This window comes from Massilia sp. LjRoot122, from assembly GCF_964252725.1.
Taxonomy (GTDB): domain Bacteria; phylum Pseudomonadota; class Gammaproteobacteria; order Burkholderiales; family Burkholderiaceae_D; genus Telluria.
The window spans coordinates 4,153,898-4,179,011 of the sequence record NZ_CAXUPB020000001.1; the positions used below are offsets into that span (position 1 = coordinate 4,153,898).

Sequence of the window (25,114 nt, forward strand, 5' to 3'; positions counted from 1 at the left end):
CCACGTCCCTCATGTACCAGGAAGCCCTGTCCGCCGGCGACTGCGTCGCGCAACAGCTGGCGCAGGATGCCGAGCGCTATGCGGAACTGGGCCGCGCGCTGCGCTCCACCAACTTCCACAGCGCGGTGACGGTCGCGCGCGGCAGCTCCGACCACGCCTCGAGCTACCTGGCCTACCTGATCATGGCGCGCATGGGCCGCCTGGTGACCTCGCTGCCGATGTCGCTGATCACGCTGTACAAGTCGCCGCTGGTGACGCGCGACACCCTGGCGGTGTCGATCTCGCAGTCGGGCCAGAGCCCGGACGTGGTCGAGCCGATCCGCTACTTCCGCGACGGCGGCGCCACCACCGTGGCGCTGGTGAACGATGCCGCCTCTCCGCTGGCGCAAGCGGCCGAATGGACCATGCCCCTCCACGCGGGTAAAGAGCAGAGCGTGGCCGCCACCAAGAGCTTCATCGCCAGCATGGTCGCCGGCGCACGCCTGGTGAGCGAATGGCAGAACGATCCCGAACTCAAGGATGGCATCGCCGCCCTGCCGGACGCGTTGCGCGCCGCCAGCCAGGCCGACTGGTCGCCCGCGATCGAGGTGCTGGCCCCGGCCCGCAACATCATGGTGGTCGGCCGCGGCATCAGCTTCCCGGTGGCGCTGGAGTCGGCCCTGAAATTCAAGGAAACCTCGGCGCTGCAGGCCGAGGCCTTCTCGGGCGCCGAGATCAAGCACGGCCCGATGGCCCTGATCGAGGAAGGCTATCCGCTCTTGATCTTCGCCACCCGCGGCCCGGCACAAAGCGGCCTGGTGGCGCTGGCCGACGAGATGCGCGGCCGCGGCGCGCGCGTGCTGCTCGCCGCCCCGCAGGACATCGCCAGCCGCGACCTGACCCTGCCGACGGCGGCCATCCCCGACCTCGACCCGATCGCCGCGATCCAGGCCTTCTACATGATGGCGGCGCAGTTGTCCGAGGCGCGCGGCCTCGACCCGGACAAGCCGCGCCACCTCAGCAAAGTGACCAAGACGAACTAAGCGAACCAAGCGATGAGCAACTACCTCGACCTCGCCGGCCAGCTGATGATGGTGCGCCTGTTCGGCACCGAACTCGATGCCGATACCGACGCCTTCCTGCGCCAGTACAAGGTGCGCGGCGCCTGCCTGTTCCGCCAGAACATGACGGACGCGGCCCAGCTGACGCGCTTCAACCGCGCCTTGCGCGACGCGCTCGGCCCGCAGGCCCTGATCGCCCTCGACCAGGAAGGCGGCGCCGTGGTGCGCTCGACCTGGGTGCCGGCGCCGCCGAGCGCCATGGCGCTCGGCGCGGCCAACGATCCGCAGCTGGCGCGCGAGGTCGGCGCCGCGGTGGCGCGCGCGGTGCGTGCGCTCGGCTTCAACTGGAACTTCGCGCCGGTGCTGGACCTGAACAACAATCCGCACAACCCGGTGATCGCCGAGCGTTCCTTCGGCGCCGACCCCGAGACCGCCGCGCGCATCGCGATGGCCTGGATGGAAGGCTCCGAAAGCGAAGGCGTGGCCTGCTGCGTCAAGCACTTCCCCGGCCACGGCGACACCCACGTCGATTCGCACCGCGACCTGCCGACCGTGGACAAGCCCTTGGCGGAACTGGAGCGCTTCGAGTTCGCGCCCTTCCGCATCGCGGCGCCGAAGGCATCCGCAGTGATGACCGCCCACATCGTCTACCCCGCACTGGATCCGGTCAATCCGGCCACGATGTCGCGCCCGATCCTGACCGGCATCCTGCGCGAGCGCTTCGGCTATGAAGGCGTGATCATCACCGACGGCATGGACATGCACGCGATCGCCCACCGCTACAGCGCCGGCCAGGCGGCCGTCAACGCGCTGGTGGCGGGCGCCGACATGGTGATGGCGATCGGGTCGCGCGAGACCCAGGAAGAAACCGTGCACGCGATCGCGACGGCGATCCGCGACGGCGTGCTGCCGCTGGCGGAAGTCGAGGCGCGCCTGGCACGCCTGCAGAAACTGGCGGATGCGCACCCGGCCGGCCCGGTGACGTATGCGACCGAGGTCGACGACCGTGCCCTGATGGCGCGCGCCTGGCGCGCCGGCCTGAGCGCGCTCGGCCAGCCGCAGCGTCCCGCACGGGCTAGCCGCGTCCGCCTGGTCGCGCGTGCCGACGTGGTCAGCGACGGCGTGTCCGAAGCCGGCGTGCCGGCAGCCGCGATTGCCGCCGCGCTGGGCCGCCTGTACGAGGTCGAACTGGTGACCTTCGCCGACGCCGAGGCCTTCGACTGGCGCGCGCTGCCGCAGGACGGGCGCTTCACGATCCTGGCCTCGACCTCGCGCCGGCGCTACGGCCCGCAGGCCCGCGCCAGCTGGCGCCCCGACCTGCACCTGGCGCTTTGGAACCCCTATCAGGCGCTCGACTTCGACGCCCCTGCCCTGATGACCTACGGCTTCGCGGCGCCTGCGCTGGATGCCGTAATCGACTGGCTGGCGGGCCACATCGAGGCGGCGGGACATTGCCCGGTGCCTGGCTTCGAACATGCCGGTGCGAAAGATGGTAACGCTATGTAAGCACGCGCCCTTTCCCGCGCACGCTAGGGCACAATTGCCGAGCCTGAAATAGGCAGTTTTATGGGACAATGCGCACTTTGCCGGGATAGCAATCTCGCTATGTTGCCGAGTATGCATATCTCACCACTATCGACTTGATTGAAGGATTATTCATGGCCCAATTCCGTCTTGCCCGCCTCTGCCTGATGCTCGCCGCGATCGGCGTCACCGCCCCGGCACTGGTGTCCAGCGCCCACGCGCAGCAGAAGAGCGACGCGCCGGCTGCCGCCGCGCAGGCAGCCGCGAAGGACACCGTCCGTCCCGACATGTTCAAGTTGCTCGACCCGGCTGCCATCAAGGCGCTGATGGACGCCAAGAACTTCACCGAAGTGCAGAACCGCATCGCCCAGGCCGAAGCCATGCCGAACCGTACCCCTTACGAGGAGTACGTCATCAACCGCATGAAGCTGTCCTGGGCCCTGGGTTCGGAGAACAACGCCGTCGCGCTGCCGACCATGGAAGCGATCCTGAACTCGGGCCGCCTGACCCCGGCCGAGCAGCTGAACTATTACCAGGCACTGGGCGACGCCAACTTCAATGCCAAGAACTACCCGAAAGCGGTCGAGTGGTACAACCGCTTCGTGAAGGAAGGCGGCGACGCCTCGAAGGTGCGCTTCGCCCTGTCGCGCGCCCAGACCAATAGCGGTAACTTCGCCGGCGCCAAGGAACTGTTGATGGCCAACATCAACGACGCCAAGAAGGCGGGCCAGAAGCCGACCGAGAACGACCTGCGCCTGCTGGGCCAGGAAGCCAACAAGGCCAAGGACACCGCGACCTACCTGTTCGCGCTCGAAAACCTGGTGCAGCACTACCCGACCGACGACTTCTGGATGGACCTGCTGAGCCGTGGCATCACCCGCAAGGCCGGCTTCGATGAGCCGACCTATGGCGCCGACATGCTGCGCCTGGAGATGGCAGCCGTGAAGGCGATGCCGCCCGAGCACTATACCTACCTGGCAGAAGTCGCCCTGCGCGACGGTTTCCCGGCAGAAGCCAAGGAAGTGCTGGATGCCGGCTTCGCCTCCGGCGTACTGGGCAAGGGCAGCGATGCCAAGACCCATACCGCACTGCGCAGCAAGGCGACCAAGCAGGCCGCCGACGACGTCAAGACCATCGGCGCGGGTGAAGCGAACGCCGCCAAGGCCAAGACCGGCGCCGGCCTCGTCAACCTGGGCTGGGCTTACGCCACGATGGGCCAGGCCGACAAGGGCATCGGTTTCATCCAGCAGGGTATCGCCAAGGGCGGCCTGAAGGCGCCGGACGAAGCCAAGCTGCGCCTCGGCATGGCACAGGCCCGCGCCGGCAAGAAGGCCGAAGCGATCCAGACCTTCCAGGGCATCAACGGCAAGGGCGGCGCTGCCGACATCGCCAAGTACTGGGTCATCCTGCTGCAGCAGCAGGGTGGCGCCGCGGTCGCTGCGCAGTAAGCAGCGCGCAGGCCGTAGAGGAAGCCGGACCGTGCGTCCGGCTTTTTTTTCGCCCTTGCGTCCTTGCGTGCGCTTCCGAACATCCCGGCTTCGATTTCCATCCGATAATTCCGGCAATCCAGGGAGGATGGCATGACACATGTTCGCAAGGGGCAGGCGCCGGCGATGCTGGGGCGCGATGAATTCCACCTGCGCTTCCGGCGCGCGCTGTATGACCCTGCTTATGAGGGCGTCGACGATGCGCTCGATGCCGTCGAGCAGGTGGCTTGGGACGCTTACCGGGAAGGCCGCAAGGCCCCGCGCACGGTCAAGGCCGGACCGGGTTTTGCCGATCCCGACTACGACTTGTCGGTCGAATGGAAAGAAGCGTCCGACCGCCTGAAGGCGGCCGAGGCAAGGCAGAAAGACCCGGCCACGCGCAGCCGTATCCTCCTGATCAACGGCGCAGCCCGCAACGATGGCACCTGTCCCGGAGAGATTTCAAAGTCCTGGCGCCTGAGCATGCTGGCGAAGGAAACACTGGACGGTTTGGGCATCGAGACCGACCTGCTCGACCTGAGTCGCGTGGTGTCGGACTACGATCGTCATATCCATCCCTGCAAGGCATGCGTCTCGACCGCGATGCCGCTGTGTCACTGGCCCTGCAGCTGCTACCCCAACCATTCGCTGCGCCAGGTGAACGACTGGATGAACGAGATCTACGAGCGCTGGGTCAGCGCCCATGGCGTCATCATCGTCACGCCGACCTATTGGTACCAGACCCCTGCCGTCCTCAAGGCGATGATCGACCGGCTGGTCTGCGCCGACGGCGGCAACCCCGACCCGACCTCGACGCACGGCAAGTCCCCGGCTGAAGCCAAGGAACTGGAACTCAAGGGCTGGGATTATCCAAAGCACCTTGCCGGACGTGCATTCGGCCTGGTGGTCCACGGCGACGTCGCGGGTATCGAAGGCACCCGGCGCGCCTTGTCGGACTGGCTGGGATGGATGGGCCTGCTCGACGCAGGCAGTTTCGCCCAGCTCGACCGTTATATCGGCTACTACGAATCCTACGCCGAAAGCCATGATGCGCTGGACCGCGATGTGGCGGTTCAGGAAGAAGTGCGCAATGTCGCCCGCGCCGTCGAGGCGGCGGTGCGGGAGATCCGCGCCGGGCGTGTCGCCGTCGTCAGCCATGAGCTGAAGAGCCCGCGCCCGAAGTAAAGATAGAATGCGGGGATGAACGCACTCGCAGAATTGATGCAAGCGGCCGCCGCCGGCGGCAAGCTCCCCCTGTACCAGCAGCTGCAGCAGGCGCTGCGCCGCGCCATCGACGAGGGGACCTGGGGCTCGGCCTCGGCCCTGCCGGCCGAGCGCCAGCTGGCCCAGGAACTCGGCATCTCGCGCATCACGGTGAGAAAGGCGATCGACGCACTGGTCGAGGAAGGCCTGCTGGTGCGGCGCGCGGGCGCGGGGAACTTCATCAACACCCGCATCGAAAAGAACTTCGCCAAGCTCACCTCGTTTTCCGAAGACATGCGGGCGCGCGGACGGGTGCCGCGCAACGAGTGGCTCAAGCGCTCGGAAGGCCTGGTGACGCCCGAGGAAGCGCTGCGCCTGCGGCTCTCGCCGGGCACGCCGGTGTACCGCTTCAACCGCATCCGCTATGCCGACGAGCTGCCGATGTGCCTCGAGTACGCGACCATCGCCGCCTTCGCCCTGCCCGCGCTGGATGCGGTGGACGATTCGATGTACGAGGCCCTGCAGGCCACCGGCAACCGCCCGGTGCGGGCGCTGCAGCGCTTGTCGGCGCTGCTGCTGAATGCCGAACAGGCGCGCCTGCTGCAGACCCGCGAAGGCGACGCGGGGCTGTGCGTGGAAAGGCTGGGGTTTGCCCGCGATGGGCGGGCGGTCGAGTTCTGCCGCTCTTACTTCAGGGGCGACATGTATGACTTCGTGGCGGAGTTGAATGCTTCGTAGGGTGGGCGGGTCTCCCGCCCACGCGGTGATCGTTTGCAGCCAGATCATTCGGCGCGACGCCGGAGCCGATGCGTATCACCGCTGTTTACTCAGACAGCCGTAAACCCGCCATCCACCACCAGTTCATGCCCGTTGACGTAGGAAGCCTGCTCCGACGCCAGCCACAGCGCCGCATTCGCGACTTCAAGCGTCTCCGCGAATCGCCCCATCGGGTGCGAAGCCTTGAGCTTCTTCTCGCTGGCCGGATCGCGCTCGACGAAACGCGCCAGCATCGGGGTCTTCACCGCCGCCGGGCACAGGGCGTTGATGCGGATGCCTTCGCGCGCGTATTCGGCGGCCGCGCTCTTGGTCAGGCCGACCACGGCATGCTTGCTGGCCGCGTAGATCGCGCGGTTCGGCGCGCCGACCAGGCCCGACACCGAGGACACGTTGACGATGGCGCCGCCGCCCTGGACCAGCATGCGGCGCAGCTGGTATTTCATGCACAGCCACACGCCCTTGACGTTGGCGCCCATGATGCGGTCGAACTGCTCTTCGTTGCCCTCGGCCAGCGTCGCGCATTCTTCATCGATGGCGGCGTTGTTGATGGCGATGTCCAGGCGACCGTAGTAATTGATGGTCTTCTCGACCATGGCCTCGACCTCGACCGCCTTGGTGATGTCGCAGCGCACGAACAGCGCCTTGCCGCCCGATTCCACGATCATGGCGGCGGTCGCATGGCCGCCGTCGATCGCCGTATCGGCGACTACCACCTGGGCGCCTGCACGGCCGAAGGCCAGCGCCGTGGCGCGCCCGATCCCGCTGGACGCGCCGGTCACGAGTGCCACCTTGCCGGTGAATGGCAGCTCGTTCGGCACCTGCGCTTTTGATATCCCTTTCATGATGCTCCTGATGCTCCGCAAATAATGCTTCCTAAAGGCAACATTTTAACGCAGCATTGGGCGCCTTGTCACAACCGGGACCTAGTCTGTTGCTTCTAGGGCGCGCCGCCGGCCTTGCTCTGGTCGCCCGCCATCACCACCGACAGTTTCGCAGGGTCGAGCGCCTTGCGGAAGGCCGCATTCAGCTGGGGCAGCGTGACCGCCATCAGCTTGCGCTCCAGCTCGGCCGACCATTCGTAGCTACGGCCGCGGTACAGGAAGGCGGTCCAGCCCGAGGCCAGCACGCCGTCGTTGGTGCGGTTCTGCAGGCGCTGCTGCATCAGGCCCGACTTGGCGTCGGCCAGCTCCTCCGCCGTGAAGCCGCCCTTCAGCGCACGCGCCAGTTCGTCGCGCACGGCGGCGTCCAGCTTACGCAGGTTCTGCGGAGCGGCGATGGCGCTGATCGAGAAGCTGCCGGCGCGGTCGAGATCCCCGGCCGAGAGGTCCGAGCCGCCGCCATAGGACAGACCCTCCTTCTGGCGGATGCGGTCCATCAGGCGCGACTTCAGGCCGCCCTCGCCGAAAGCGTAGTTGGCCAGCATCAGGGCCGGATAATCCGGGTCCTCGAGGTTCAGGTCGAGGTTCATGCGCGCCAGGTAGAAGCCGTTTTCCTTGTCCGGCGTATTCAGGGTCTTGCTGAGCGGCGCCACCTCGGCATGGCGGCGTAGCACCGGCGCCACATTGGCCGGGGCCTTCCACTTGCCGAACAGGCTGTCGACCAGGGGCAGGATCTCCTTCGGATCGAAGTCGCCGACGATCGCCATCTCGGCCGGGTTGGTGTTGTAGAACTCGCGGTGGAAGGCAACCACGTCCTCCAGGCGCACGGCCTTCAAGTCCTCGATGTCTTCCTCGAGAGTGGTCGCATGGCGCACGTCGCCGCGCGGATACAGGTTGAAGTGGGTAGAGAGCGCACGCGCCGCCACGCTCTGCGGTTCGGCGCGGCTGGATTCCAGGCCGACCATGATCTGCTTGCGCAGCTGCTCGAACTCGGTCGCCGGGAAGGCCGGCTCCTTCAGCACGTGGGCCGCCAGCCTGAGCGCCTCGGGCAGGTGTTCGCGGGTGGTCTGGAAGCTGGTCGGGCCGCCCGCCATCTTCAGCTTGTCGAAGGCATCGGCCAGCTCGGCGCGGCTGTACTTCGCGGTGCCGCGCGTCAGCATGGCGGAGGACAGCGCCGAGGTCATGCCCTTGCCGAACAGGTTGTTCTCGTCGCCCATGTGCTGGCGCAGGTGGACGGTCACGGTCTCGCCGCGGTTCTTCTTCGGCAGCAGGGCCAGCTTTACGCCGCCCGCCGTGGTGAGCGTGGTGCGCTTCATGATGTTGGCCTGGCTGGGGTCGAAGTCTTCCGACACCAGGCTGGATTCAGCCGGCTTGTAGTCCTTCATCACGGTCTCGACGTGTGGGGCCGGCGGGATCATGGCGCGCACCGGCGCATCCTCGGGGATGAAGGTGCCGGTGACGCGGTTGCTGCGCAGGAAGTAGCGTCCGGCGCTGGCGGCCACCTCCTCGCCCTTGAGCTCCTTGATGCGTTCGCGGCCGAGGAAGTACAGGCGCCAGTCGCCCAGCGCGATCGCCTCGGACAGCGCCACGCCGAAGCCCTGTGCGTCGTTCAGGCTGCGTTCGATCGAGTTGAGCCAGGAGCGGCGCACCCGCTCCATCTCGTCCTTGGTGGGCGGGCGCTTGGCGAAACCTTCGACGGCATCGAGCAGCGCTTCACGCACCGGCTCGATCGGCTCGCCCTTCTTGACCACGGCGCCGTAGAACTGCAGGCCGGGCGCGTAGCCGGTCTGGCCGAAGCTGAAGACCTGGCTCGCCTTGCCGGTTTCGACCAGCAGCTTGTGCAGGCGGCCGTTCGGCGCATCGCCCAGGATCTCGGAGGCGAAGCCGAGCGCTTCGGACTCTTCCTGCAGGTCGGACGGGATCTTGTAGCCCACCGCAACGATCTGGACGTCGCCCTGGCGCCGCACGGCAAAGCTGCGTTCGCCGTCCTGGGTCGGTTCGACGGTCCAGAACTGCGGCAGCGAGCGTTTCGGTTTCGGGATGGCGCCGAACAGGCGCTTGATGGTGGCCAGGGTCGCATTCGGCTCGAACTTGCCGGCCACCAGCAGCACCGCATTGTCCGGCTGGTACCAGGTGCGATAAAAAGCCTGCAGGTTGGCGATCCTGACGTTCTCGATGTCGCTGCGGTTGCCGATGGTCGAGCGGCCGTAGCTGTGCCAGTCGTAGGCCACGCTCTGCATGCGCTTGAACAGCACCTGGGCCGGCGAGTTCTCGCCGCTCTCGAACTCGTTGCGCACGACCGTCATCTCGGAGGCCAGGTCCTTCTGCGCCACCGGCGAGTTGACCATGCGGTCGGCTTCCATCTGCAGGGCCCAGTCCAGGTTGTCCTGCGAAGCCTGGAACACTTCGTAGTAGTTGGTGCGGTCGAGCGAGGTGGTGCCGTTGAAGTCCATGCCGCGCCGTGCGAACTGGCCGGTGATGTCGGGGTTCTTTTTCGTCCCCTTGAACAGCAGGTGTTCGAGCAGGTGGGCCATGCCGGTCTCGCCGTAGTTCTCGTGGCGCGAGCCGACCAGGTAAGTGACGTTCACCGTCACGGTCGGGCGCGAGGCGTCGGGGAACAGCAGCACCTTGAGGCCGTTGGCCAAGCGGTATTCGGTGATGCCTTCGGCCGAGGGGCCCAGGCTCACGCCCGGCGGCAGGGGCGCGCTCTTCTGCTGTGCCGGCGCGCTCCAGGCGGCGCCGGCCAGAAGGAAGCTGAGGCTGCATGCGGCCAGGCCGCGCTTGCAATTGATCCAGTTCATGGTGTCCTGTCATGTTGGCAGGACTTTCTGTCCTGCATGTTCTTGAACAATGCAGGATGGTAGCAGAGAGATTTACTACTGGCGGGCTCGGCGCTCGTGCGCTTGTTGATATGGGCTAATACGGGACAATTCTCCCATCTCTTCGGCCAGGAATTCGAGCAGGTCGTCGGCGCTGACGATGCCGGCCAGGCTGCCGCCGGCGTCGATGACGGGCACGCGGCGGATGCCGCGCAGGCGCATGCGCTCGATGGTCTCGTAGACGTCGTCGGTTTCGCGCGCGGTGAGCAGGTCGTCGGTCATGATGTCGCCCACCAGCAGGCTGGCCGGATCGAGGCCCGGAGCGATGACGGAGACCACGATGTCGCGGTCGGTCAGGATACCGACCGGGACGCTGGCGCCGTCGAACTGATCGACGACGATGATGTCGCCCACGTGCAGGCGGCGCATCATGAGGGCCGCGCCCTGCACGGTTTCGTCACGGGTGCAGTGGGCGGCTTCGCTGGTGCAGATGTCGCGGATGTGCATGGTGCGTCCCTCCTTTTTTCCGGGACCAAATGAAAACTGGCGCTATGACTTTCATCATAGCGCCAGTTCCCGAATCCGAAAGGCCTTATGCCGCGGGTTTCTTCTCATCCGGCGGCGGCACGAAGCAGGCATCCGCGACCTGCAAATCGTTGTCCTTGGCGAAGTTCAGCACGAAGTGGTAGGCCAGCGGCTCGATCTGCTGCAGCTCGCGGCTGACAACCACGGCCTTCACGCCATTGACCATGGTCGGGTGGACCCAGGGGGAGAATTGCAGGTGGGCGTTACGGCCGGCGGCGCCGGGAGCGAAGCAGGACATGACCCCGCACAGGCGCTCGGCCCAGTCGCTGGGACGGAACTGCCTGCCTTTGCTCGTGATGCCCAGGATAAAAAACTCGTCCTTGAGTTTCTTTTCCGTGGTATGCGGTAACTCGGCCATAGTGCTGCTTGCTGAAACAAGAATACTGCGTGGATGAGAACAACCTCAGCGCAGTATTATATCTTATAGAAGACTGACGGACGAGGCCTGCCGTGCGGATTGGACGAATTCGCGGTCAGCCGAGCCACACCACGCTCGACAGCAGGAGCAGCAGGATCATCCACAGGATCAATGCCCGCCACACCAGCCCGACCGTGCTCTGCAGAGCGCGCAAATTCGGTTCCTCGCCCGGCAGCACCTCGGTGTCGCGGTCGCTCAGGTCGACCGTGGCGGCATCGAGGGGCAGCGGCTCGGGCGCGTTCTCGTTCGGCGTGCCCAGCCTGACACCCATCGCCCCGCCGCCCGCGGCCAGGATGATGCCCTTCGACTCGTCGGCCCAGCGGCGCGCGAAATTGCGCCAGGCATAGATCGCATCCTCGAAGTTGCCGACCACGGCAAAGGCCACCGCCGTCAGGCGCACCGGGATCCAGTCGATCCAGTAGAAGGCCTTGGCGGCGAACTGGCCGAAGGCCTCGTTGCGCATGTGATCGGGTTCGTTCCAGGCGCGCGCCAGGTATTCCGAGACGCGGTACATCACCGCGCCGGCCGGTCCGAGCGGCATCAGGAACCAGAAGAATACGCCGAATACGTTGCGGTGGGTGGTGATCAGGGATTTTTCCACGGCCACGCGGGCGATCTCGGTGCCGTCCATCCCGACCGTATCGAGGCGGGTCCACTCGGCCAGCAACTGGCGCGCACCCGCTTCGTCGCCCTGGTTCAGGGCCAACTGGATGGACGTGAAGTAATGGCTGTAGTGGCGGAAGCCGAGCGTCAGGTAGACGATCAGGACGTTCCAGGCAAAGGCCAGCAGCACCAGGTTGTAGCGCATGAAGACCCAGTACACCAGCCAGGTCGGCAGCATCAGGGCCAGCATCATCAGGATCCAGCCCATGCGGCCATTCTTCTGCTCGCCCGCATTGAACCAGCCTTCGATGCGCATCGCGAAGCCCTTGATGCCACCGTAGACCTGGTTGTCGGCGCGCAGCGGCTTGAGCTGCTCGATGATCAGCGCGACGAGGATGGAGAAAAATGTCATTCAGGAATCCTTTTTTGTTCTGGCAATACCGTGCTGCCCGCTACGATAGCGGAGAAGCGGGCCGGAATCAAATCAGGAAATCGAGGAGCGGCTCGGACTCAGGCCCGCAGGAAGTGATAGAGATTGCGCAGCATGGCAGCCGTCGCCCCCCAAATGAAGTAATCCTGGTAGGACATCGCATAGAAGCGGCGCTTGCCCATCCCCTCCGGCAGCGCCACCGAACGGCGCTCATGGTTGGCGCCGGACATCAAAAAGCTCAGCGGCACTTCGAAGATCTCGGCCACCTCGCCCGGGTCGGCGTTCAGTTCGAAGGGCGGCGTCACGATCGCCACCACCGGGGTGACGCGGTAGGCGCTGATGGTGACGTGCTCGGGCAGCACGCCGATGATCTCGACGTGGCGGCGGTGCAGGCCGATCTCTTCTTCCGTCTCGCGCAGGGCGGTCTCGATCGGCGAGGAATCCAGCTCTTCGGCGCGGCCACCGGGAAAGCTGACCTGGCCGGCGTGGCTGGACAAGTGGTCGGTGCGCTTGGTCAGCAGCACGGTCAGTCCTTCGGGACGTTCCACCAGCGGCACCAGCACGGCGGCGCGGCGCAGGCGCAGCGCGGGTGTGGCCAGCGCCTCATCCGAGGCCTCAGGCTCCCACGGCAGCATGCGCGCAAAGCGGGCGCGGACCGCCTCGGCGCTCAGCAGCGCGGGCGCGAGCGGCGCTTCGCCGGCCAGGCCTTCGACGGGCATTGCAGTGGGATCGAACACGAACTTGGTCAAATCACATTCCTAGAGGAAAAACTGGCGCGCATAAAGAAAAAGGCATCCTTGCGGATGCCTTTCTCTGAGCACGGACGCTATTACTCAGCAGCAGCAGCGGTCGCGACTTTACGCTGTGGCAGCTTTTCTTTGATACGTGCCGACTTGCCCGAACGCTCACGCAGGTAGTACAGCTTCGCACGACGCACGTCACCACGGCGCTTCACTTCGATCGAAGCGATCAGCGGCGAGTACAGCTGGAACGTACGCTCGACGCCTTCGCCCGACGAGATCTTGCGAACGATGAAGTTCGAGTTCAGGCCGCGGTTACGACGCGAGATGACGACGCCTTCGTATGCCTGGGCGCGCTTGCGGTTGCCTTCGACGACGTTGACGCTGACGATCACGGTGTCGCCCGGTGCGAAATCAGGGATCTTGCGGCCGAGGCGCGCAATTTCTTCTTGCTCGAGTTGTTGGATCAGATCCATTTTTATTACTCCAAAAACCATCTTGCTGGCGCTGTACAGGATGCCCAGTAGAGGATGGGGTTGAACATGCGGACAACATGCCCGCCGTTACATGCACACAAGGTACATTCTTACTCGGCAGGCTTGTTCAGCTCTGCCAGAAACTTTTCATCGACCTTCGTCAGCTGGCCGGCGGCACGCGCACGCTCCAGCTGGTCCGGCCGTTTCTTCGCGGTCGCCTCCAGCATGCGCTGGCGGCGCCACTTGATGATCTCGGCGTGGTTGCCGCCCATCAGGACCGGCGGCACCGCTTCGCCTTCGTAGACTTCCGGACGCGTGTAATGCGGCGAATCGAGCAGGCCGTTGACGAAACTGTCTTCGACCGCCGAGGCTTCGTCGCCCAGCACGCCCGGCAGCAAACGCACCACCGCATCCATCAGCGCCATCGCCGGCAGTTCGCCGCCCGAGAGCACGAAGTCGCCGAGCGAGATTTCCTCGTCGACGCAGCGGTCCAGCAAACGCTGGTCCACGCCTTCGTAGCGGCCGCACAGCACGACCAGTCCCGGCTCGTCCTTCAGCGCCACCACGCGTTCGTGCGTCAGGGGCTTGCCCTGCGGCGACATGAACACCACGCGCGGCGCCGGCAAACCCAGCTCGACCTGGCGCCCCTTCGCAGCAGCGATCGCGGCTTCCAGCGGCTTGGCCAGCATCACCATCCCAGGGCCGCCGCCGTAGGGGCGGTCATCCACGGTGCGGTGGCGGTCTTGCGTGAAATCGCGCGGGTTCCAGATCGTCAGGCCCCAGCGCCCCTGCTCGATGCCGCGCCGGGTCACGCCCGACTGCGTCAAGGCTGCGAACATCTCCGGAAACAAGCTCACGACGTCAAACTGCATCGGGACCTCGCTCCGTATCGGACGGGTCAATAATCCAGACCCCAGTCCAGGGTAATCAGTTTCCCACCGAGATCGACGTTCTTGACGAACTGGTCGACAAACGGCACGAGGCGCTCCGACACTTTCGCGTCGGGAGCACCAGTATTCTCAGATGCGACGGGAGCGATCCGGAGGATCGACTGCGCGCCGTTGTGCATCATGTCGGTCACCTTGCCCAGGGCTTCGCCCTGCAGGTTGACCACATCCAGCCCGATCAGATCGGACCAGTAGTATTCGTCTTCTTCGAGCTTCGGGAACTCGCTGCGCGACACGTGCACCCCCGCGCCCTTGAGCGCTTCGGCGTCGTTGCGGTCGCGCATGCCGACCAGGGTGGCGACCACATCGCCGCCATGCATCTTTGCCGTGCGTACCGAGACGGAACGCAGGGCCGGCTTGTCGAGCCACCAGGTCTTGACGTTCAGCAGCGCGTCGGCGTCCACCGAGAACGGGGTGACACGCAGGCCTCCCACGATCCCGAACGCGCCGGACACATAGCCGACCTGGACCAGGTCGTCGGGGACTTGCACCCCGGATGCTGCCGAATCGGTCAAGCCTTGACCTGCTTTACTTAGGCTGCAGGCTGCTGGTTAGCGACCAGGCGAGCAACGGTCGGCGACAGTTGTGCGCCAACGCCTTGCCAGTGAGCCAGACGGTCAGCTGCGATACGCAGGCCGACTTCAGCGCCCGAGGCCATCGGGTTGTAGAAACCGATGCGCTCGATGAAACGGCCGTCGCGACGGTTACGCGAATCGGTTGCAACGATGTTGTAGAACGGGCGCTTTTTTGCGCCGCCACGAGCCAAACGGATAACGACCATAATAATTCCAAAAAGTTGTATTGGACGGAGAAAGCCGACGATTATAGCGCGCAAGCCTAGATATGGGCAAGCGTTAATAGCAACACGACGGACACGCAACGTGCAGTTCGGCGAATTGCGCATTATCCCCGATTTTTCGCCACAAGGCCACCGTTGGGCTACTCCTCTCCCATCAGCACGCGCAACATCCGGGATGGATTGGCCAGGAAGTCGCGGGTGACGCGGTAGTGTTCCGTATCTTCGTAGGCGATCTCGCGGATGCCGTGCGCGCCGCATTCGTAGATGATCGCGTTCGGGTAAGCCATCAGGATGGGCGAGTGGGTGGCGATCACGAACTGGCAGCGCTGGCCGACCAGGTCGTGCAGGCGGCTCAGCAGGGCAAGCTGGCGCTGGGGCGACAGGGCAGCCTCGGGCTCGTCCAGCATGTAGAAGCTCTGGCCGCCGAAACGTTCCATGAACAGGGTGAGGAAAGATTCCCCATGCGACTGCTGGTGCAGGGATTTGCCGCCGAAGGAGTTGATGATCGGCGGGCTGAAGCCGGGTTCGCTGTCAAGGCGTTCGATTTCGCTGCTGAGGTTGTAGAAGCTCTCTGCGCGCAGGAAGAAGCCGTCGCGCGGCCGCTCGTAGCCGCGCACGAAGCGCAGATGCTCGTGCAGGCTCGAATGCGAGGCAAAGGTGGCGAAGTTGAAGTTGCGGCTGCCGCCTTCGGCATTGAAGCCCATGCCGACCGCGATGGCTTCCAGCAGGGTCGACTTGCCCGAGCCGTTCTCGCCAACCAGGAAGGTGACGTTCGGATGCAAGGGCAGGCGCTCGAGGGAGCGGATCGCCGGCAGAGTAAACGGGAACACCGGCGGCTCCACCGGCGCGCTCGGCTTGAGCTGGATTTCAGCGAGGTAGGAGCGGGTCTTGAGCATCGTCGGGGTTCTGGATGGGTTAAAGGCGTGCCTTCCTTGCCATTTTGCACCATACTCCTGTTTTCCTGAACTATTGGCAATGCTCATGGCTGTCCGGCACAAGAACAAGACTCTCGCCACCCTGCTCGCCCTGCTGCTGGGCGGCTTCGGCGTCCACCGCTTCTACCTGAAAGGCGCCACCGACCGCCTCGGCCTGCTGCACCTGTGCAGCCTGCCGGTCACCGGCATCCTGTGGGGCGCGGTGCAGCCGCACCCCTTCTACGTGCTGCTGCCGCTGCTGGTGTCGTATATCGCGGGCTTCGTGGAGGGGCTGGTCATCGGCCTGACGGCGGACGAGGCCTGGGATGCGCAGCACAACAAGGGCAGCGGCAAGCGCTCGCGCTCGAACTGGATGCTGGCGCTGCTGCTGGTGCTGATCCTGGGGGTGGGTGCGATCGTGCTGATCGGGACGATCGCGCGGGTGTTCGATCTGCTGTACACCGGCGGATCCTACGGCTGACAAACGGCGTCGACAAAAAAAAGGCAGCCTTGCGGGGCTGCCTTTTTTTCATCGACGCTGACAGCGTCAGAACTGGTCCACCTCCAGCGCCAGCACGCCCGGCGCGCCTTCGACGATGGCAGTGCACAGGCCCGGCGCCGTCGACAGCACGTGGTCGGCGAAGAAGCGCGCGGTGACGATCTTGGCGCGCAAGAAGGAGGCATCGCCCTCGCCTGCCGCCAGCTTCTTCTGTGCCGCGATCGCGGCACGCGCCATCTGCCAGCCGCCCAGCACGACGCCGGCCAGCTTCAGGTACAGCACGCTGCCCGCGAACACGGCGCGCACGTCCGATTTCGCATTGGCCACGACGAAGTCCACCACTTGCTCCAGCGCGGCGGAACCCAGCGCCAGCTGGCGGCGGATGGCCGCGAACTCGTCGCCCTGCAGCTCGCCCAGTTGCGCCTCGGTCGCGCGGACCTGGGCGATCAGGCCCTTGGCCACGGCGCCGCCGTCACGCACGGTCTTGCGGCCGACCAGGTCGTTGGCCTGGATCGCGGTAGTGCCTTCGTAGATGGTCAGGATCTTGGCGTCGCGGTAGTGCTGGGCCGCGCCGGTCTCTTCGATGAAGCCCATGCCGCCATGCACCTGCACGCCGTCGCGCGCCACGTTCTCGCTCATCTCGGTCGACCAGCCCTTGATCACCGGGACCAGGTATTCGTAGACGGCCAGCTTGGCCTTGCGGGTCACTTCGTCGGCGTGGCTGTGCGCGATGTCCGATAGGCTCGCGCCGACATAGGCCAGCGCGCGCGCCGCCTCGGTCTGCGAACGCATCGACATCAGCATGCGGCGCACGTCCGGGTGGTTGATGATGGCCACCGGGCCACTGGATCCGGCCACTTCGCGCGACTGCACGCGGTCCTTGGCGAAGGCGACCGCCTGCTGGTAGGCGCGTTCGGCCAGGCCGACGCCCTGCATGCCGACGCCGAAGCGGGCCGCGTTCATCATGATGAACATGTACTCGAGGCCGCGGTTCTCTTCGCCCACCAGGGTGCCGATGGCGCCGCCGTGGTCGCCGAATTGCAGGACCGCCGTCGGCGAAGCCTTGATGCCCAGCTTGTGTTCGATCGAGACGCAGTGCGCATCGTTGCGCGCGCCCAGCGAGCCGTCGGCGTTGACCAGGAACTTCGGCACGATGAACAGCGAGATGCCCTTCACGCCCGCCGGTGCATCCGGAGTGCGCGCCAGCACGAGGTGGATGATGTTCTCCGCCATGTCGTGCTCACCGTAGGTGATGAAGATCTTGGTACCGAAGACCTTGAAGGTACCGTCGCCCTGCGGCTCGGCGCGGGTGCGCACGGCGGCCAGGTCGGAGCCGGCCTGCGGCTCGGTCAGGTTCATGGTGCCGGTCCACTTGCCGCTGATGAGCGGCTCGAGGAACAGCTTCTTCTGCTCGTCGGTGCCGGCGGTGAGCAGCGCCTCGATGGCGCCGTCGGTCAGCAGCGGCGCCAGCGCGAAGGACAGGTTGGCCGCATGCAGCATCTCGATGCATGGCGTCGCGACCAGCTTCGGCAGGCCCTGGCCGCCGAATTCGGCCGGGTGCTGGATGCCCTGCCAGCCGCCTTCGGCGAAGGCGCGGAAGGCTTCCTTGAAACCCTTCGAGGTGGTGACGCTGCCGTCTTTCCAGAAGCTCGGCTCCTTGTCGCCGGCATGGTTCAGCGGGGCGACGACTTCGCCGCAGAACTTCGCGCTTTCTTCGAGCACGGCATCGACGGTATCCGGGGTCGCGTCTTCGCAGCCGGGCAGCTGGTTAATCTCGGCAAGGTCGGCCAGTTCGTTCAGCACGAACTGCATGTCTTTCAGCGGGGCTTGATAGCTCACCTTTGTCTCCTGATGTGGGCCTGGGGGCAGTGAACGCCACAGGTTTCGTACGCTATAAAGTACAACGTCGTTCCGGCGAAGGCCGGAACCCAATTCCTATGCTCAGCGATAGCGTTTGGCGTTATCGGGAGCGCAGGCAAACTTGGGTTCCCGCCTGCGCGGGAACGACGGATCATGCTTCAGTGGTGGGATCAGCCCAGTTCCTTGACCAGCGCCGGCACGACGTCGAACAGGTCGCCCACCAGGCCGTAGTCGGCCACCGAGAAGATCGGCGCTTCCGGATCCTTGTTGATGGCGACGATGGTCTTCGAGTCCTTCATGCCGGCCAGGTGCTGGATCGCGCCCGAGATGCCGACCGCGATGTACAGGGTCGGGGCGACGATCTTGCCGGTCTGGCCGACCTGCCAGTCGTTCGGCACGAAGCCCGCGTCCACCGCGGCGCGCGAGGCGCCCATGGCGGCGCCCAGCTTGTCGGCCAGCGGCTCGAGCAGCTTGAAGTTCTCGGCCGAGCCGATGCCGCGGCCACCCGACACGATGATCTTGGCGGCGGTCAGTTCCGGACGGTCCGACTTGGCCAGCTCGCGGCCGACGAAGGCCGACTTGCCGATGTCGCCCACGGCGGCGATCTGCTCGACGGCGGCCGAACCGCCGCTTGCTGCGGAATCGAACGCGGTGCCGCGCACGGTGATGACCTTCACCGAATCCGACGACTGGACGGTGGCGATGGCGTTACCGGCGTAGATCGGGCGCTCGAAGGTGTCCGGCGATTCGACCTTGGTGATTTCCGAGATCTGGGCCACGTCCAGCTTGGCGGCCACGCGCGGCAGGATGTTCTTGCCGTAGGCGGTGGCCGGAGCCAGGATGTGCGAGTAGCCGCCGGCGATCGCCAGGATCTGCTCGGCGACGTTCTCGGCCAGGCCGTCGGCGAAGTGCGGCGCGTCGGCGACCAGCACTTTGCTCACGCCGGCGATCTGCGCGGCGGCTTCGGCGGCGGCGCCGCAGCCCGATCCTGCGACCAGGATGTGGACTTCGCCACCGCACTGGGCGGCAGCGGTCACGGTGTGGTGGGTAGCGCCCTTGAGGGAGCCGTTGTCGTGTTCAGCAATGACGAGTGCGACCATGTTCTTTTCCTAAGTATATTTAGATGACTTTGGCCTCAAGGCGCAGCTTCTGCACCAGGGTGGCAACGTCCGGCACCTTGATGCCGGCCGAGCGCTTGGCCGGCTCGACCACTTTCAAGGTCTTCAGGCGCGGGGCCACGTCGACGCCCAGGTCTTCCGGCTTGACGGTTTCCAGCGGCTTCTTCTTGGCCTTCATGATGTTCGGCAGCGTCACGTAGCGCGGCTCGTTCAGGCGCAGGTCGGTGGTGATGATGGCAGGAAGAGTCAAAGCAACAGTCTCCAGGCCGCCATCAACCTCGCGGGTCACGGTCACTTTACCGTCTTCCAGCACCACTTTCGATGCGAAGGTGGCTTGCGGCCAGCCCAGCAGCGCAGCCAGCATCTGGCCGGTCTGGTTCGAGTCGTCGTCGATCGCCTGCTTGCCCAGGATGATCAGCTGCGGCTGCTCCTTGTCGGCCAGCGCCTTCATGATCTTGGCCACGGCCAGCGGCTCGGTCTCGACACTGGTCTCGACCAGGATGCCGCGGTCGGCACCGATCGCCATACCGGTACGCAGGGTTTCCTGGCACTGGGCCACACCCACCGACACCGCCACCACTTCGGTGACCTTGCCGGCTTCCTTCAGGCGCGTGGCTTCTTCCAGCGCGATCTCGTCGAACGGGTTCATCGACATTTTGACGTTGGCGATATCCACGCCGCTGCCGTCGGATTTGACGCGGACCTTGACGTTGTAGTCGACCACGCGTTTGACGGGTACCAGGACTTTCATAGGGTGCCTTTAGAAAATGGAATGGGGACAGACGAAATGGCCTAGATTATATGAGAAATTCAGCCTCAGGTCGAAATTAAAGCACGATCGTGCGATTTCATGCTAGAGGTTTTCTCCTAATCTGCGCAGGCGCAAGCGCAGCTCAGGGTGCGCCGCGCACCTCGGCGTCGGCACCGGCCCAGCTGCCCGCCAGTTGCCGCTCGACCGCGCGCAGTTCCGCTTCCTTGCCCTGCCCGGCCAGGGCGCGCGACAGGCCCTGCAAGGCCCAGCCGCCACCGGGATGGCGCGCCAAGTCGGCACGGAAGCTTTGTTCGGCCTCGGCGAAGCGGCGCGCGCGCAGCTGCATGGCGCCCAGGCGCAGGCGCGGACCGCTGGCCAGCATCGGCGGCTCGGCGCGGTTGGCATCCAGCGCGGCCTCGACGGCCTCACGCTGCAGCGCCAGCGCCGCATCCACCTTCCCGTCGGCGAAGGCCAGTTCGGCCGCCAGTTCCTTGGCGGCGCTGCCGGCCAGGCTGCGCAGCATGCGCGGCACGTAGTCCTTGCCCGGATGCTTCGCCAGCAGGGCGTCGGCCTGCGGCTGGACGCGTGCCAGTGCCGCCCGTGCGCCCGCCAGGTCGCCGGTGCGTGCCATGGCGATGCCGTGTGCAGCACCGGACAGGACCGGCGCCAGGCCCTCGTCGCCGGCCGGCGCCGGTTCGCGCAGCAGGGCATCCCAGCGCTGCAGGTGCAGCAGGGTCAGCATCGGTAGGCTGCGCACGTATTCGGCATAGGTATGCTTGCCAGTGGCGCGGCCGGCGGCGGCGCGCGCGGTGTCGAGCGCCAGTTCGGCCCGCCCTTCCATGAGGGCGCCGAACCACTGGAAATGCGTGTTGTGGCCGCGCCAGTCGAAGGCGACCGGAAAGCCCTGGCGCGCCAGGTCGGCCATCAAGGCTTCGTCGGCTGCCACCGCCAGCTGGTTGACGCGGGTGGCGTCGGCATAGCGCCCGACCTGGGCATAGGTATGCGAGGGCATGTGCAGCAGGTGCGGCGACTTCGGCGCCAGGCGCCCCAGCCGGTCCGCGGCAAGCACCGCCCTGGCCGCCACCGGCACCGCATCGACGGCGTGGATCATGTAGTGGTTCAGGCCCACATGATCGGGCGTGCGCGCCAGCGCCGCCTCGACCAGGTCGGCCACCTCGCCTACCCGCCCGGACGGTTTGCCGCTCGCCTCGGCCCACCATTCCTGGTCGGTCGCCACCAGTTCGGCTTCGGCATACAGGGAGAGCACATCCGGGTCGAGCGGATGGCGCGTCACCAGCTCGCGCATGCGGGCGGCGTAGGCGATGTCGAGCGGATCGGCCGGTTCGCTGCGCGCATTCGCGCCGGGCGCGCGGCAGATCTCGACCGCCGGCAGGGCCTGGCCGCGGGTGCTGGCGTGGCCGTAGCGCAGGGCCAGCGCTTCGACCAGGGCGCGGTCGCGCGCCGACAATCCTTCGGCCTGCCTGAGGGCGTAATCGACGTGACGCACCGCCTCGGCCAGGTCGCCGCGTTTCGGATTATTGATGTTGGGGCCCATCTGCCAGGCCACCGCCCAGGCGCACATGGCGCAGGCCGGATCTTGCGCCAGCGCGGCCTTGAAGGCGCGGATCGCTTCCGGCCGGTTGAAGGCATAGGCTTGCGCCATGCCCTGCGCGAACAGGCGCCGCGCGGCCTCGTTCGCCCGGGAGGGCTGCAGCGTGGCGTCGCCGAATCCGTCCAGCAGCGGCGCTTTGGCCCCGCGTTCGACTGGCGACAGCGGCGCCAAGGTGCAGGCGCCGACCAGGCCCAGGGCCAGTGCGAAGCTGCCGAAGCGGCGCAGGTGGGACGAACGGAACGGAGGGCGCATGAAGGAAACCCGTGGCATGGAAAATGGTCAATTTTGCCACAGCCGCCGCGGTCCGCGGCAGTATTTATCCGGCTCCGTTCTGCTCGCGTTGCCGGAACGGTAATATGAAAAAAGGTCCTTCAGAAAGCCGCGAACCACGCTGCCTTCGTGAAGAACCTTTTCTTGTAATGCGGGCAGCCTCGCCGAGGCTGCGGTCGGGCGAATGCCCGGATCTTACTTGCGCTGCATCAGGAAGGTGAACTCGCCGTTCTCGGCGGTATGGGCCAGCAGCGCGTTGCCGGTCTGCTTGGCAAAGGCCTGGAAGTCGCGCACCGAGCCGGTGTCGGTCGCAACGATGCGCAGCACCTGCCCACTCTCCATCTCGGCGAGTGCCTTCTTGGCTTTGAGGATCGGCAGCGGACAATTCAGTCCGCGCGCATCCAGGTCTCTCTGGAATTCCATGGTGTCAATGTCGATAGTCGTGACGCTCATCGCTAGCCTGCTCAATGGTGGTGCTGGGAAGTCGAATACTACTCCTTTTCCGGCAGTATGACGCAGCGCACCAAAATAGTCACACATTGTTGCACGCCTGCAACCGATTGTGAAATGATCTATGCTCGCGCACCATGGCAAGACACAAGCGAAACCAGTAAGCACTGCCATGGTGCGACACACGGTAAATGCGGCCCCTGCCGGCCGATTACAAGCAGGCTGGACAGTCGAGCCTGCAAAACCGCCGCTGAGAACGACAACGCCGCCCGAGGGCGGCGTTGTTCATGGAAGAGCGGAACCGCTTATGCGCGCTCGCCCACCCAGCCGGCCACGCCGGCCAGCGCCTGCGGCAAGTTGGCCGGATCGGTACCGCCGGCCTGGGCCATGTCCGGACGGCCGCCGCCCTTGCCGCCCACCTGCTGGGCGACGAAGTTCACCAATTCGCCGGCCTTGACCTTGCCGGTGGCATCCTTGGTCACGCCCGCAATCAAGCTGACCTTGCCTTCGAGCACGCTGGCCAGCACGATGGCGGCGGTGCCCAGCTTGTCCTTCAGCTTGTCCATGGTCTCGCGCAGCGCGGTGACGTCGGCGCCTTCCATGGTCGCGGCCAGCACCTTGATGCCGTTCACGTCGATTGCACGGGTCAGCAGCTCGTCGCCCTGCCCTGCGGCCAGTTTCGACTTGAGCGCGGCCACTTCCTTCTCCAGCGACTTGACCTGGTCCTGCACCTGGGCGATACGCGACGGCAGCTCGTCCGGGCTGGTCTTGAGGGCGCCGGCGGCTTCCTGCAGCTTGCGGTTGATGGACTGCACCAGCGCCAGCGCGCCCTCGCCCGTCACGGCTTCGACACGGCGGATGCCGGCGGCGACGCCGCCTTCGGAGACGATCTTGAACAGGCCGATGTCGCCGGTGCGGGTGACGTGCACGCCGCCGCACAGCTCTTTCGAGGAACCGATGTCCAGCACGCGCACGCTGTCGCCGTACTTTTCGCCGAACAGGGCCATCGCGCCGTGCTTGACGGCGTCGTCGAAGGACATGTGCTGCGCCTGGGTGGCGTGGTTCTCGAGGATCTCGCGGTTGACGATGGCCTCGACCTTGGCGATTTCGTCGGCGGTGAGCGGCGCGCCGTGGCTGAAGTCGAAGCGGGTCTTCTCGGCGTCGACCAGCGAGCCTTTCTGCTGCACGTGGCTGCCCAGCACTTCGCGCAGGGCCTTGTGCATCAGGTGGGTCGCCGAGTGGTTGCGGATGGTGCGCGCGCGCTTGACGGTGTCGACCTGCGCATCGACGGTGTCGCCGACCTTCAGCGAACCTTCGCGCAGCACGCCGTGGTGGCCGAAGACTTCCGCCTGGATCTTCAGGGTGTCCTCGACTTCGAACTGGCTGGCGCCGGCCTTGATGACGCCCTGGTCGCCCACCTGGCCGCCCGACTCCGCATAGAACGGGGTGGTGTCGAGCACCACGATGCCTTCCTGGCCGGCCTTCAGCTCCTGGACCGACACGCCGTCGGCGTACAGGGCCAGCACGTGGGTGTTGTGGGTGAGCGATTCGTAACCGACGAACTTGGTCTTTTCGCCCGCGTACTCGACCTTGGCGGCCATCTTGAACTTGCCGGCGGCGCGCGCGGTCTTCTTCTGCTGCTCCATCGCGGCCGTGAAGCCTTCTTCGTCGAGCGTGATGCCACGTTCGCGGCAGATGTCGGCGGTGAGATCGAGCGGGAAGCCGTAGGTGTCGTACAGGGTGAAGGCGGTGGCGCCGTCCAGGTTCTTCGCATCCTTGGAGAGTTGAGCTTCCAGGATCTTCATGCCGTTTTCCAGGGTCTCGCCGAAACGCTCTTCCTCGGTCTTCAGCACTTGCGCCACGCGCGCTGCCGCTTCGTGCAGTTCCGGGTAAGCAGTGCCCATCTCGATGTCGAGGTCGGCCACCAGCTTGTGGAAGAAGGGCTTGGTCTGGCCCAGCTTGTGGCCGTGGCGCAGCGCGCGGCGGATGATGCGGCGCAGGACGTAGCCGTGGCCTTCGCTGCTCGGGATGATGCCGTCGACGATCATGAACGAGGCTGCGCGGATGTGGTCGGCGATGACCTTGAGCGAGTTGTTCTCGAGGTCGGTCGCGCCGGTTTCGCGCGCGGCGGCCTTGATCAATGCCTGGAACAGGTCGATCTCGTAGTTGCTGTGCACGTGCTGCAGCACGGCGGCCAGGCGCTCCATGCCCATGCCGGTGTCGATCGACGGCTTCGGCAGCGGGGTCAGGGTGCCCGACTCGTCGCGGTTGAACTGCATGAACACCAGGTTCCAGATCTCGATGAAGCGGTCGCCGTCTTCTTCAGGCGAGCCCGGAGGACCGCCCCAGATGTCGGCGCCGTGGTCGTAGAACACCTCGGTGCACGGACCGCAGGGGCCGGTGTCGGCCATCTGCCAGAAGTTGTCGGAGGCGTAGCGCGCGCCCTTGTTGTCGCCGATGCGGATGATGCGCTCTTTCGGCACGCCGATCTCATTGGCCCAGATGTCGTAGGCTTCGTCGTCCTCGAAGTAGACGGTGACGGTCAGCTTCTCGGCCGGCAGCAGGTAGACCTTGGTCAGCAGCTCCCAGCAGTAGTTGATGGCGTCGCGCTTGAAGTAATCGCCGAAGCTGAAGTTACCCAGCATTTCGAAGAAGGTGTGGTGGCGCGCGGTGTAGCCGACGTTTTCCAGGTCGTTGTGCTTGCCGCCGGCGCGCACGCAGCGCTGCACGGTGGTGGCGCGCGAGTACGGGCGCGTATCCAGGCCCAGGAACACATCCTTGAACTGCACCATTCCGCTGTTGGTCAACAACATGGTGGGATCGTTGCCCGGCACGAGGGGGCTGGAACGGACGATGGTGTGGCCTTTGGACTCGAAGAACTTGAGGAACTTTTCGCGGATTTCGGAGGATTTCATGTCGTAGGGGCGGAATGAGG

At 65.7% G+C, this 25,114-nt stretch carries 23 protein-coding genes; 6 read left to right on the top strand and 17 right to left on the bottom strand.

What is annotated here, in order from left to right; genetic code table 11:
* Nucleotides 1-11 precede the first annotated feature (11 nt).
* From ACSQ25_RS18190 to ACSQ25_RS18210, 5 genes are all read left to right on the top strand, one after another.
* Nucleotides 12-1,022 carry an SIS domain-containing protein gene (locus ACSQ25_RS18190; RefSeq protein WP_436108103.1) on the top strand — a complete coding sequence of 337 codons (1,011 nt, stop codon included), beginning with the start codon at nucleotides 12-14 and terminating at the stop codon, nucleotides 1,020-1,022.
* Nucleotides 1,023-1,034: 12 nt separating this feature from the next.
* On the top strand, nucleotides 1,035-2,546 hold the full coding sequence (nagZ, locus tag ACSQ25_RS18195) for a beta-N-acetylhexosaminidase (protein WP_436107072.1): 1,512 nt from the start codon (nucleotides 1,035-1,037) through the stop codon (nucleotides 2,544-2,546).
* 152 nt (nucleotides 2,547-2,698) lie between these two features.
* The gene (locus ACSQ25_RS18200) at nucleotides 2,699-4,012 is read left to right on the top strand and encodes a tetratricopeptide repeat protein (protein WP_436107073.1); all 1,314 of its coding nucleotides are present in this window, start codon (nucleotides 2,699-2,701) and stop codon (nucleotides 4,010-4,012) included.
* 132 nt (nucleotides 4,013-4,144) lie between these two features.
* Nucleotides 4,145-5,215 (top strand): flavodoxin family protein, encoded by a 1,071-nt coding sequence (locus ACSQ25_RS18205; protein WP_436107074.1) that lies wholly within the window; start codon nucleotides 4,145-4,147, stop codon nucleotides 5,213-5,215.
* Between the two features lie 15 nt (nucleotides 5,216-5,230).
* Nucleotides 5,231-5,971 carry a GntR family transcriptional regulator gene (locus ACSQ25_RS18210; protein WP_436107075.1) on the top strand — a complete coding sequence of 247 codons (741 nt, stop codon included), beginning with the start codon at nucleotides 5,231-5,233 and terminating at the stop codon, nucleotides 5,969-5,971.
* Between the two features lie 89 nt (nucleotides 5,972-6,060).
* Here ACSQ25_RS18210 and ACSQ25_RS18215 read toward each other — a convergent pair whose 3' ends face one another.
* From ACSQ25_RS18215 to ACSQ25_RS18265, 11 genes are all read right to left on the bottom strand, one after another.
* Nucleotides 6,061-6,852 carry an SDR family oxidoreductase gene (locus tag ACSQ25_RS18215; RefSeq protein ID WP_436107076.1) on the bottom strand — a complete coding sequence of 264 codons (792 nt, stop codon included), beginning with the start codon at nucleotides 6,850-6,852 and terminating at the stop codon, nucleotides 6,061-6,063.
* Between the two features lie 95 nt (nucleotides 6,853-6,947).
* Nucleotides 6,948-9,689, bottom strand: coding sequence for a M16 family metallopeptidase (locus tag ACSQ25_RS18220; RefSeq protein WP_436107077.1), 2,742 nt, complete (start codon nucleotides 9,687-9,689; stop codon nucleotides 6,948-6,950).
* Between the two features lie 75 nt (nucleotides 9,690-9,764).
* Nucleotides 9,765-10,214: a CBS domain-containing protein gene (locus tag ACSQ25_RS18225; protein ID WP_436107078.1), complete on the bottom strand. Its 450-nt coding sequence runs from the start codon at nucleotides 10,212-10,214 to the stop codon at nucleotides 9,765-9,767.
* A gap of 85 nt (nucleotides 10,215-10,299) precedes the next feature.
* Nucleotides 10,300-10,650 (bottom strand): DUF3579 domain-containing protein, encoded by a 351-nt coding sequence (locus ACSQ25_RS18230; protein ID WP_436107079.1) that lies wholly within the window; start codon nucleotides 10,648-10,650, stop codon nucleotides 10,300-10,302.
* Between the two features lie 115 nt (nucleotides 10,651-10,765).
* Nucleotides 10,766-11,725: a CobD/CbiB family protein gene (locus tag ACSQ25_RS18235; RefSeq protein WP_436107080.1), complete on the bottom strand. Its 960-nt coding sequence runs from the start codon at nucleotides 11,723-11,725 to the stop codon at nucleotides 10,766-10,768.
* 98 nt (nucleotides 11,726-11,823) lie between these two features.
* Complete coding sequence (locus ACSQ25_RS18240) at nucleotides 11,824-12,492, bottom strand: CoA pyrophosphatase (protein WP_436107081.1); 669 nt, start codon at nucleotides 12,490-12,492, stop codon at nucleotides 11,824-11,826.
* A gap of 80 nt (nucleotides 12,493-12,572) precedes the next feature.
* Nucleotides 12,573-12,959, bottom strand: coding sequence for a 50S ribosomal protein L19 (gene rplS, locus ACSQ25_RS18245; RefSeq protein WP_436107082.1), 387 nt, complete (start codon nucleotides 12,957-12,959; stop codon nucleotides 12,573-12,575).
* A 110-nt stretch (nucleotides 12,960-13,069) separates the two neighbouring features.
* Nucleotides 13,070-13,831 carry a tRNA (guanosine(37)-N1)-methyltransferase TrmD gene (gene trmD, locus ACSQ25_RS18250; RefSeq protein ID WP_436107083.1) on the bottom strand — a complete coding sequence of 254 codons (762 nt, stop codon included), beginning with the start codon at nucleotides 13,829-13,831 and terminating at the stop codon, nucleotides 13,070-13,072.
* Nucleotides 13,832-13,857: 26 nt separating this feature from the next.
* Nucleotides 13,858-14,397, bottom strand: coding sequence for a ribosome maturation factor RimM (gene rimM, locus ACSQ25_RS18255; protein WP_436108104.1), 540 nt, complete (start codon nucleotides 14,395-14,397; stop codon nucleotides 13,858-13,860).
* Nucleotides 14,398-14,438: 41 nt separating this feature from the next.
* Nucleotides 14,439-14,687, bottom strand: a complete 249-nt coding sequence (rpsP, locus tag ACSQ25_RS18260) for a 30S ribosomal protein S16 (RefSeq protein WP_036216003.1) — start codon at nucleotides 14,685-14,687, stop codon at nucleotides 14,439-14,441.
* A 158-nt stretch (nucleotides 14,688-14,845) separates the two neighbouring features.
* Nucleotides 14,846-15,601, bottom strand: coding sequence for an AAA family ATPase (locus ACSQ25_RS18265; protein WP_436107084.1), 756 nt, complete (start codon nucleotides 15,599-15,601; stop codon nucleotides 14,846-14,848).
* Nucleotides 15,602-15,686: 85 nt separating this feature from the next.
* On the opposite strand from ACSQ25_RS18265, the gene ACSQ25_RS18270 reads away from it, so the two are divergent.
* Nucleotides 15,687-16,100: an NINE protein gene (locus ACSQ25_RS18270; protein ID WP_436107085.1), complete on the top strand. Its 414-nt coding sequence runs from the start codon at nucleotides 15,687-15,689 to the stop codon at nucleotides 16,098-16,100.
* Between the two features lie 66 nt (nucleotides 16,101-16,166).
* On the opposite strand, the gene ACSQ25_RS18275 is transcribed toward ACSQ25_RS18270, so the two are convergent.
* The 6 genes from ACSQ25_RS18275 to alaS all read right to left on the bottom strand — a co-directional run bounded on the left by ACSQ25_RS18275 (nucleotide 16,167) and on the right by alaS (nucleotide 25,094).
* On the bottom strand, nucleotides 16,167-17,957 hold the full coding sequence (locus ACSQ25_RS18275; protein ID WP_436107086.1) for an acyl-CoA dehydrogenase: 1,791 nt from the start codon (nucleotides 17,955-17,957) through the stop codon (nucleotides 16,167-16,169).
* 191 nt (nucleotides 17,958-18,148) lie between these two features.
* On the bottom strand, nucleotides 18,149-19,078 hold the full coding sequence (locus ACSQ25_RS18280; protein ID WP_436107087.1) for an electron transfer flavoprotein subunit alpha/FixB family protein: 930 nt from the start codon (nucleotides 19,076-19,078) through the stop codon (nucleotides 18,149-18,151).
* Between the two features lie 19 nt (nucleotides 19,079-19,097).
* Nucleotides 19,098-19,847 carry an electron transfer flavoprotein subunit beta/FixA family protein gene (locus ACSQ25_RS18285; protein ID WP_436107088.1) on the bottom strand — a complete coding sequence of 250 codons (750 nt, stop codon included), beginning with the start codon at nucleotides 19,845-19,847 and terminating at the stop codon, nucleotides 19,098-19,100.
* A 142-nt stretch (nucleotides 19,848-19,989) separates the two neighbouring features.
* On the bottom strand, nucleotides 19,990-21,711 hold the full coding sequence (locus ACSQ25_RS18290; protein ID WP_436107089.1) for a hypothetical protein: 1,722 nt from the start codon (nucleotides 21,709-21,711) through the stop codon (nucleotides 19,990-19,992).
* Between the two features lie 213 nt (nucleotides 21,712-21,924).
* The gene (locus tag ACSQ25_RS18295; protein ID WP_436107090.1) at nucleotides 21,925-22,152 is read right to left on the bottom strand and encodes a sulfurtransferase TusA family protein; all 228 of its coding nucleotides are present in this window, start codon (nucleotides 22,150-22,152) and stop codon (nucleotides 21,925-21,927) included.
* A 332-nt stretch (nucleotides 22,153-22,484) separates the two neighbouring features.
* Nucleotides 22,485-25,094: an alanine--tRNA ligase gene (gene alaS / locus ACSQ25_RS18300; RefSeq protein ID WP_436107091.1), complete on the bottom strand. Its 2,610-nt coding sequence runs from the start codon at nucleotides 25,092-25,094 to the stop codon at nucleotides 22,485-22,487.
* Between the last annotated feature and the right edge of the window lie 20 nt (nucleotides 25,095-25,114).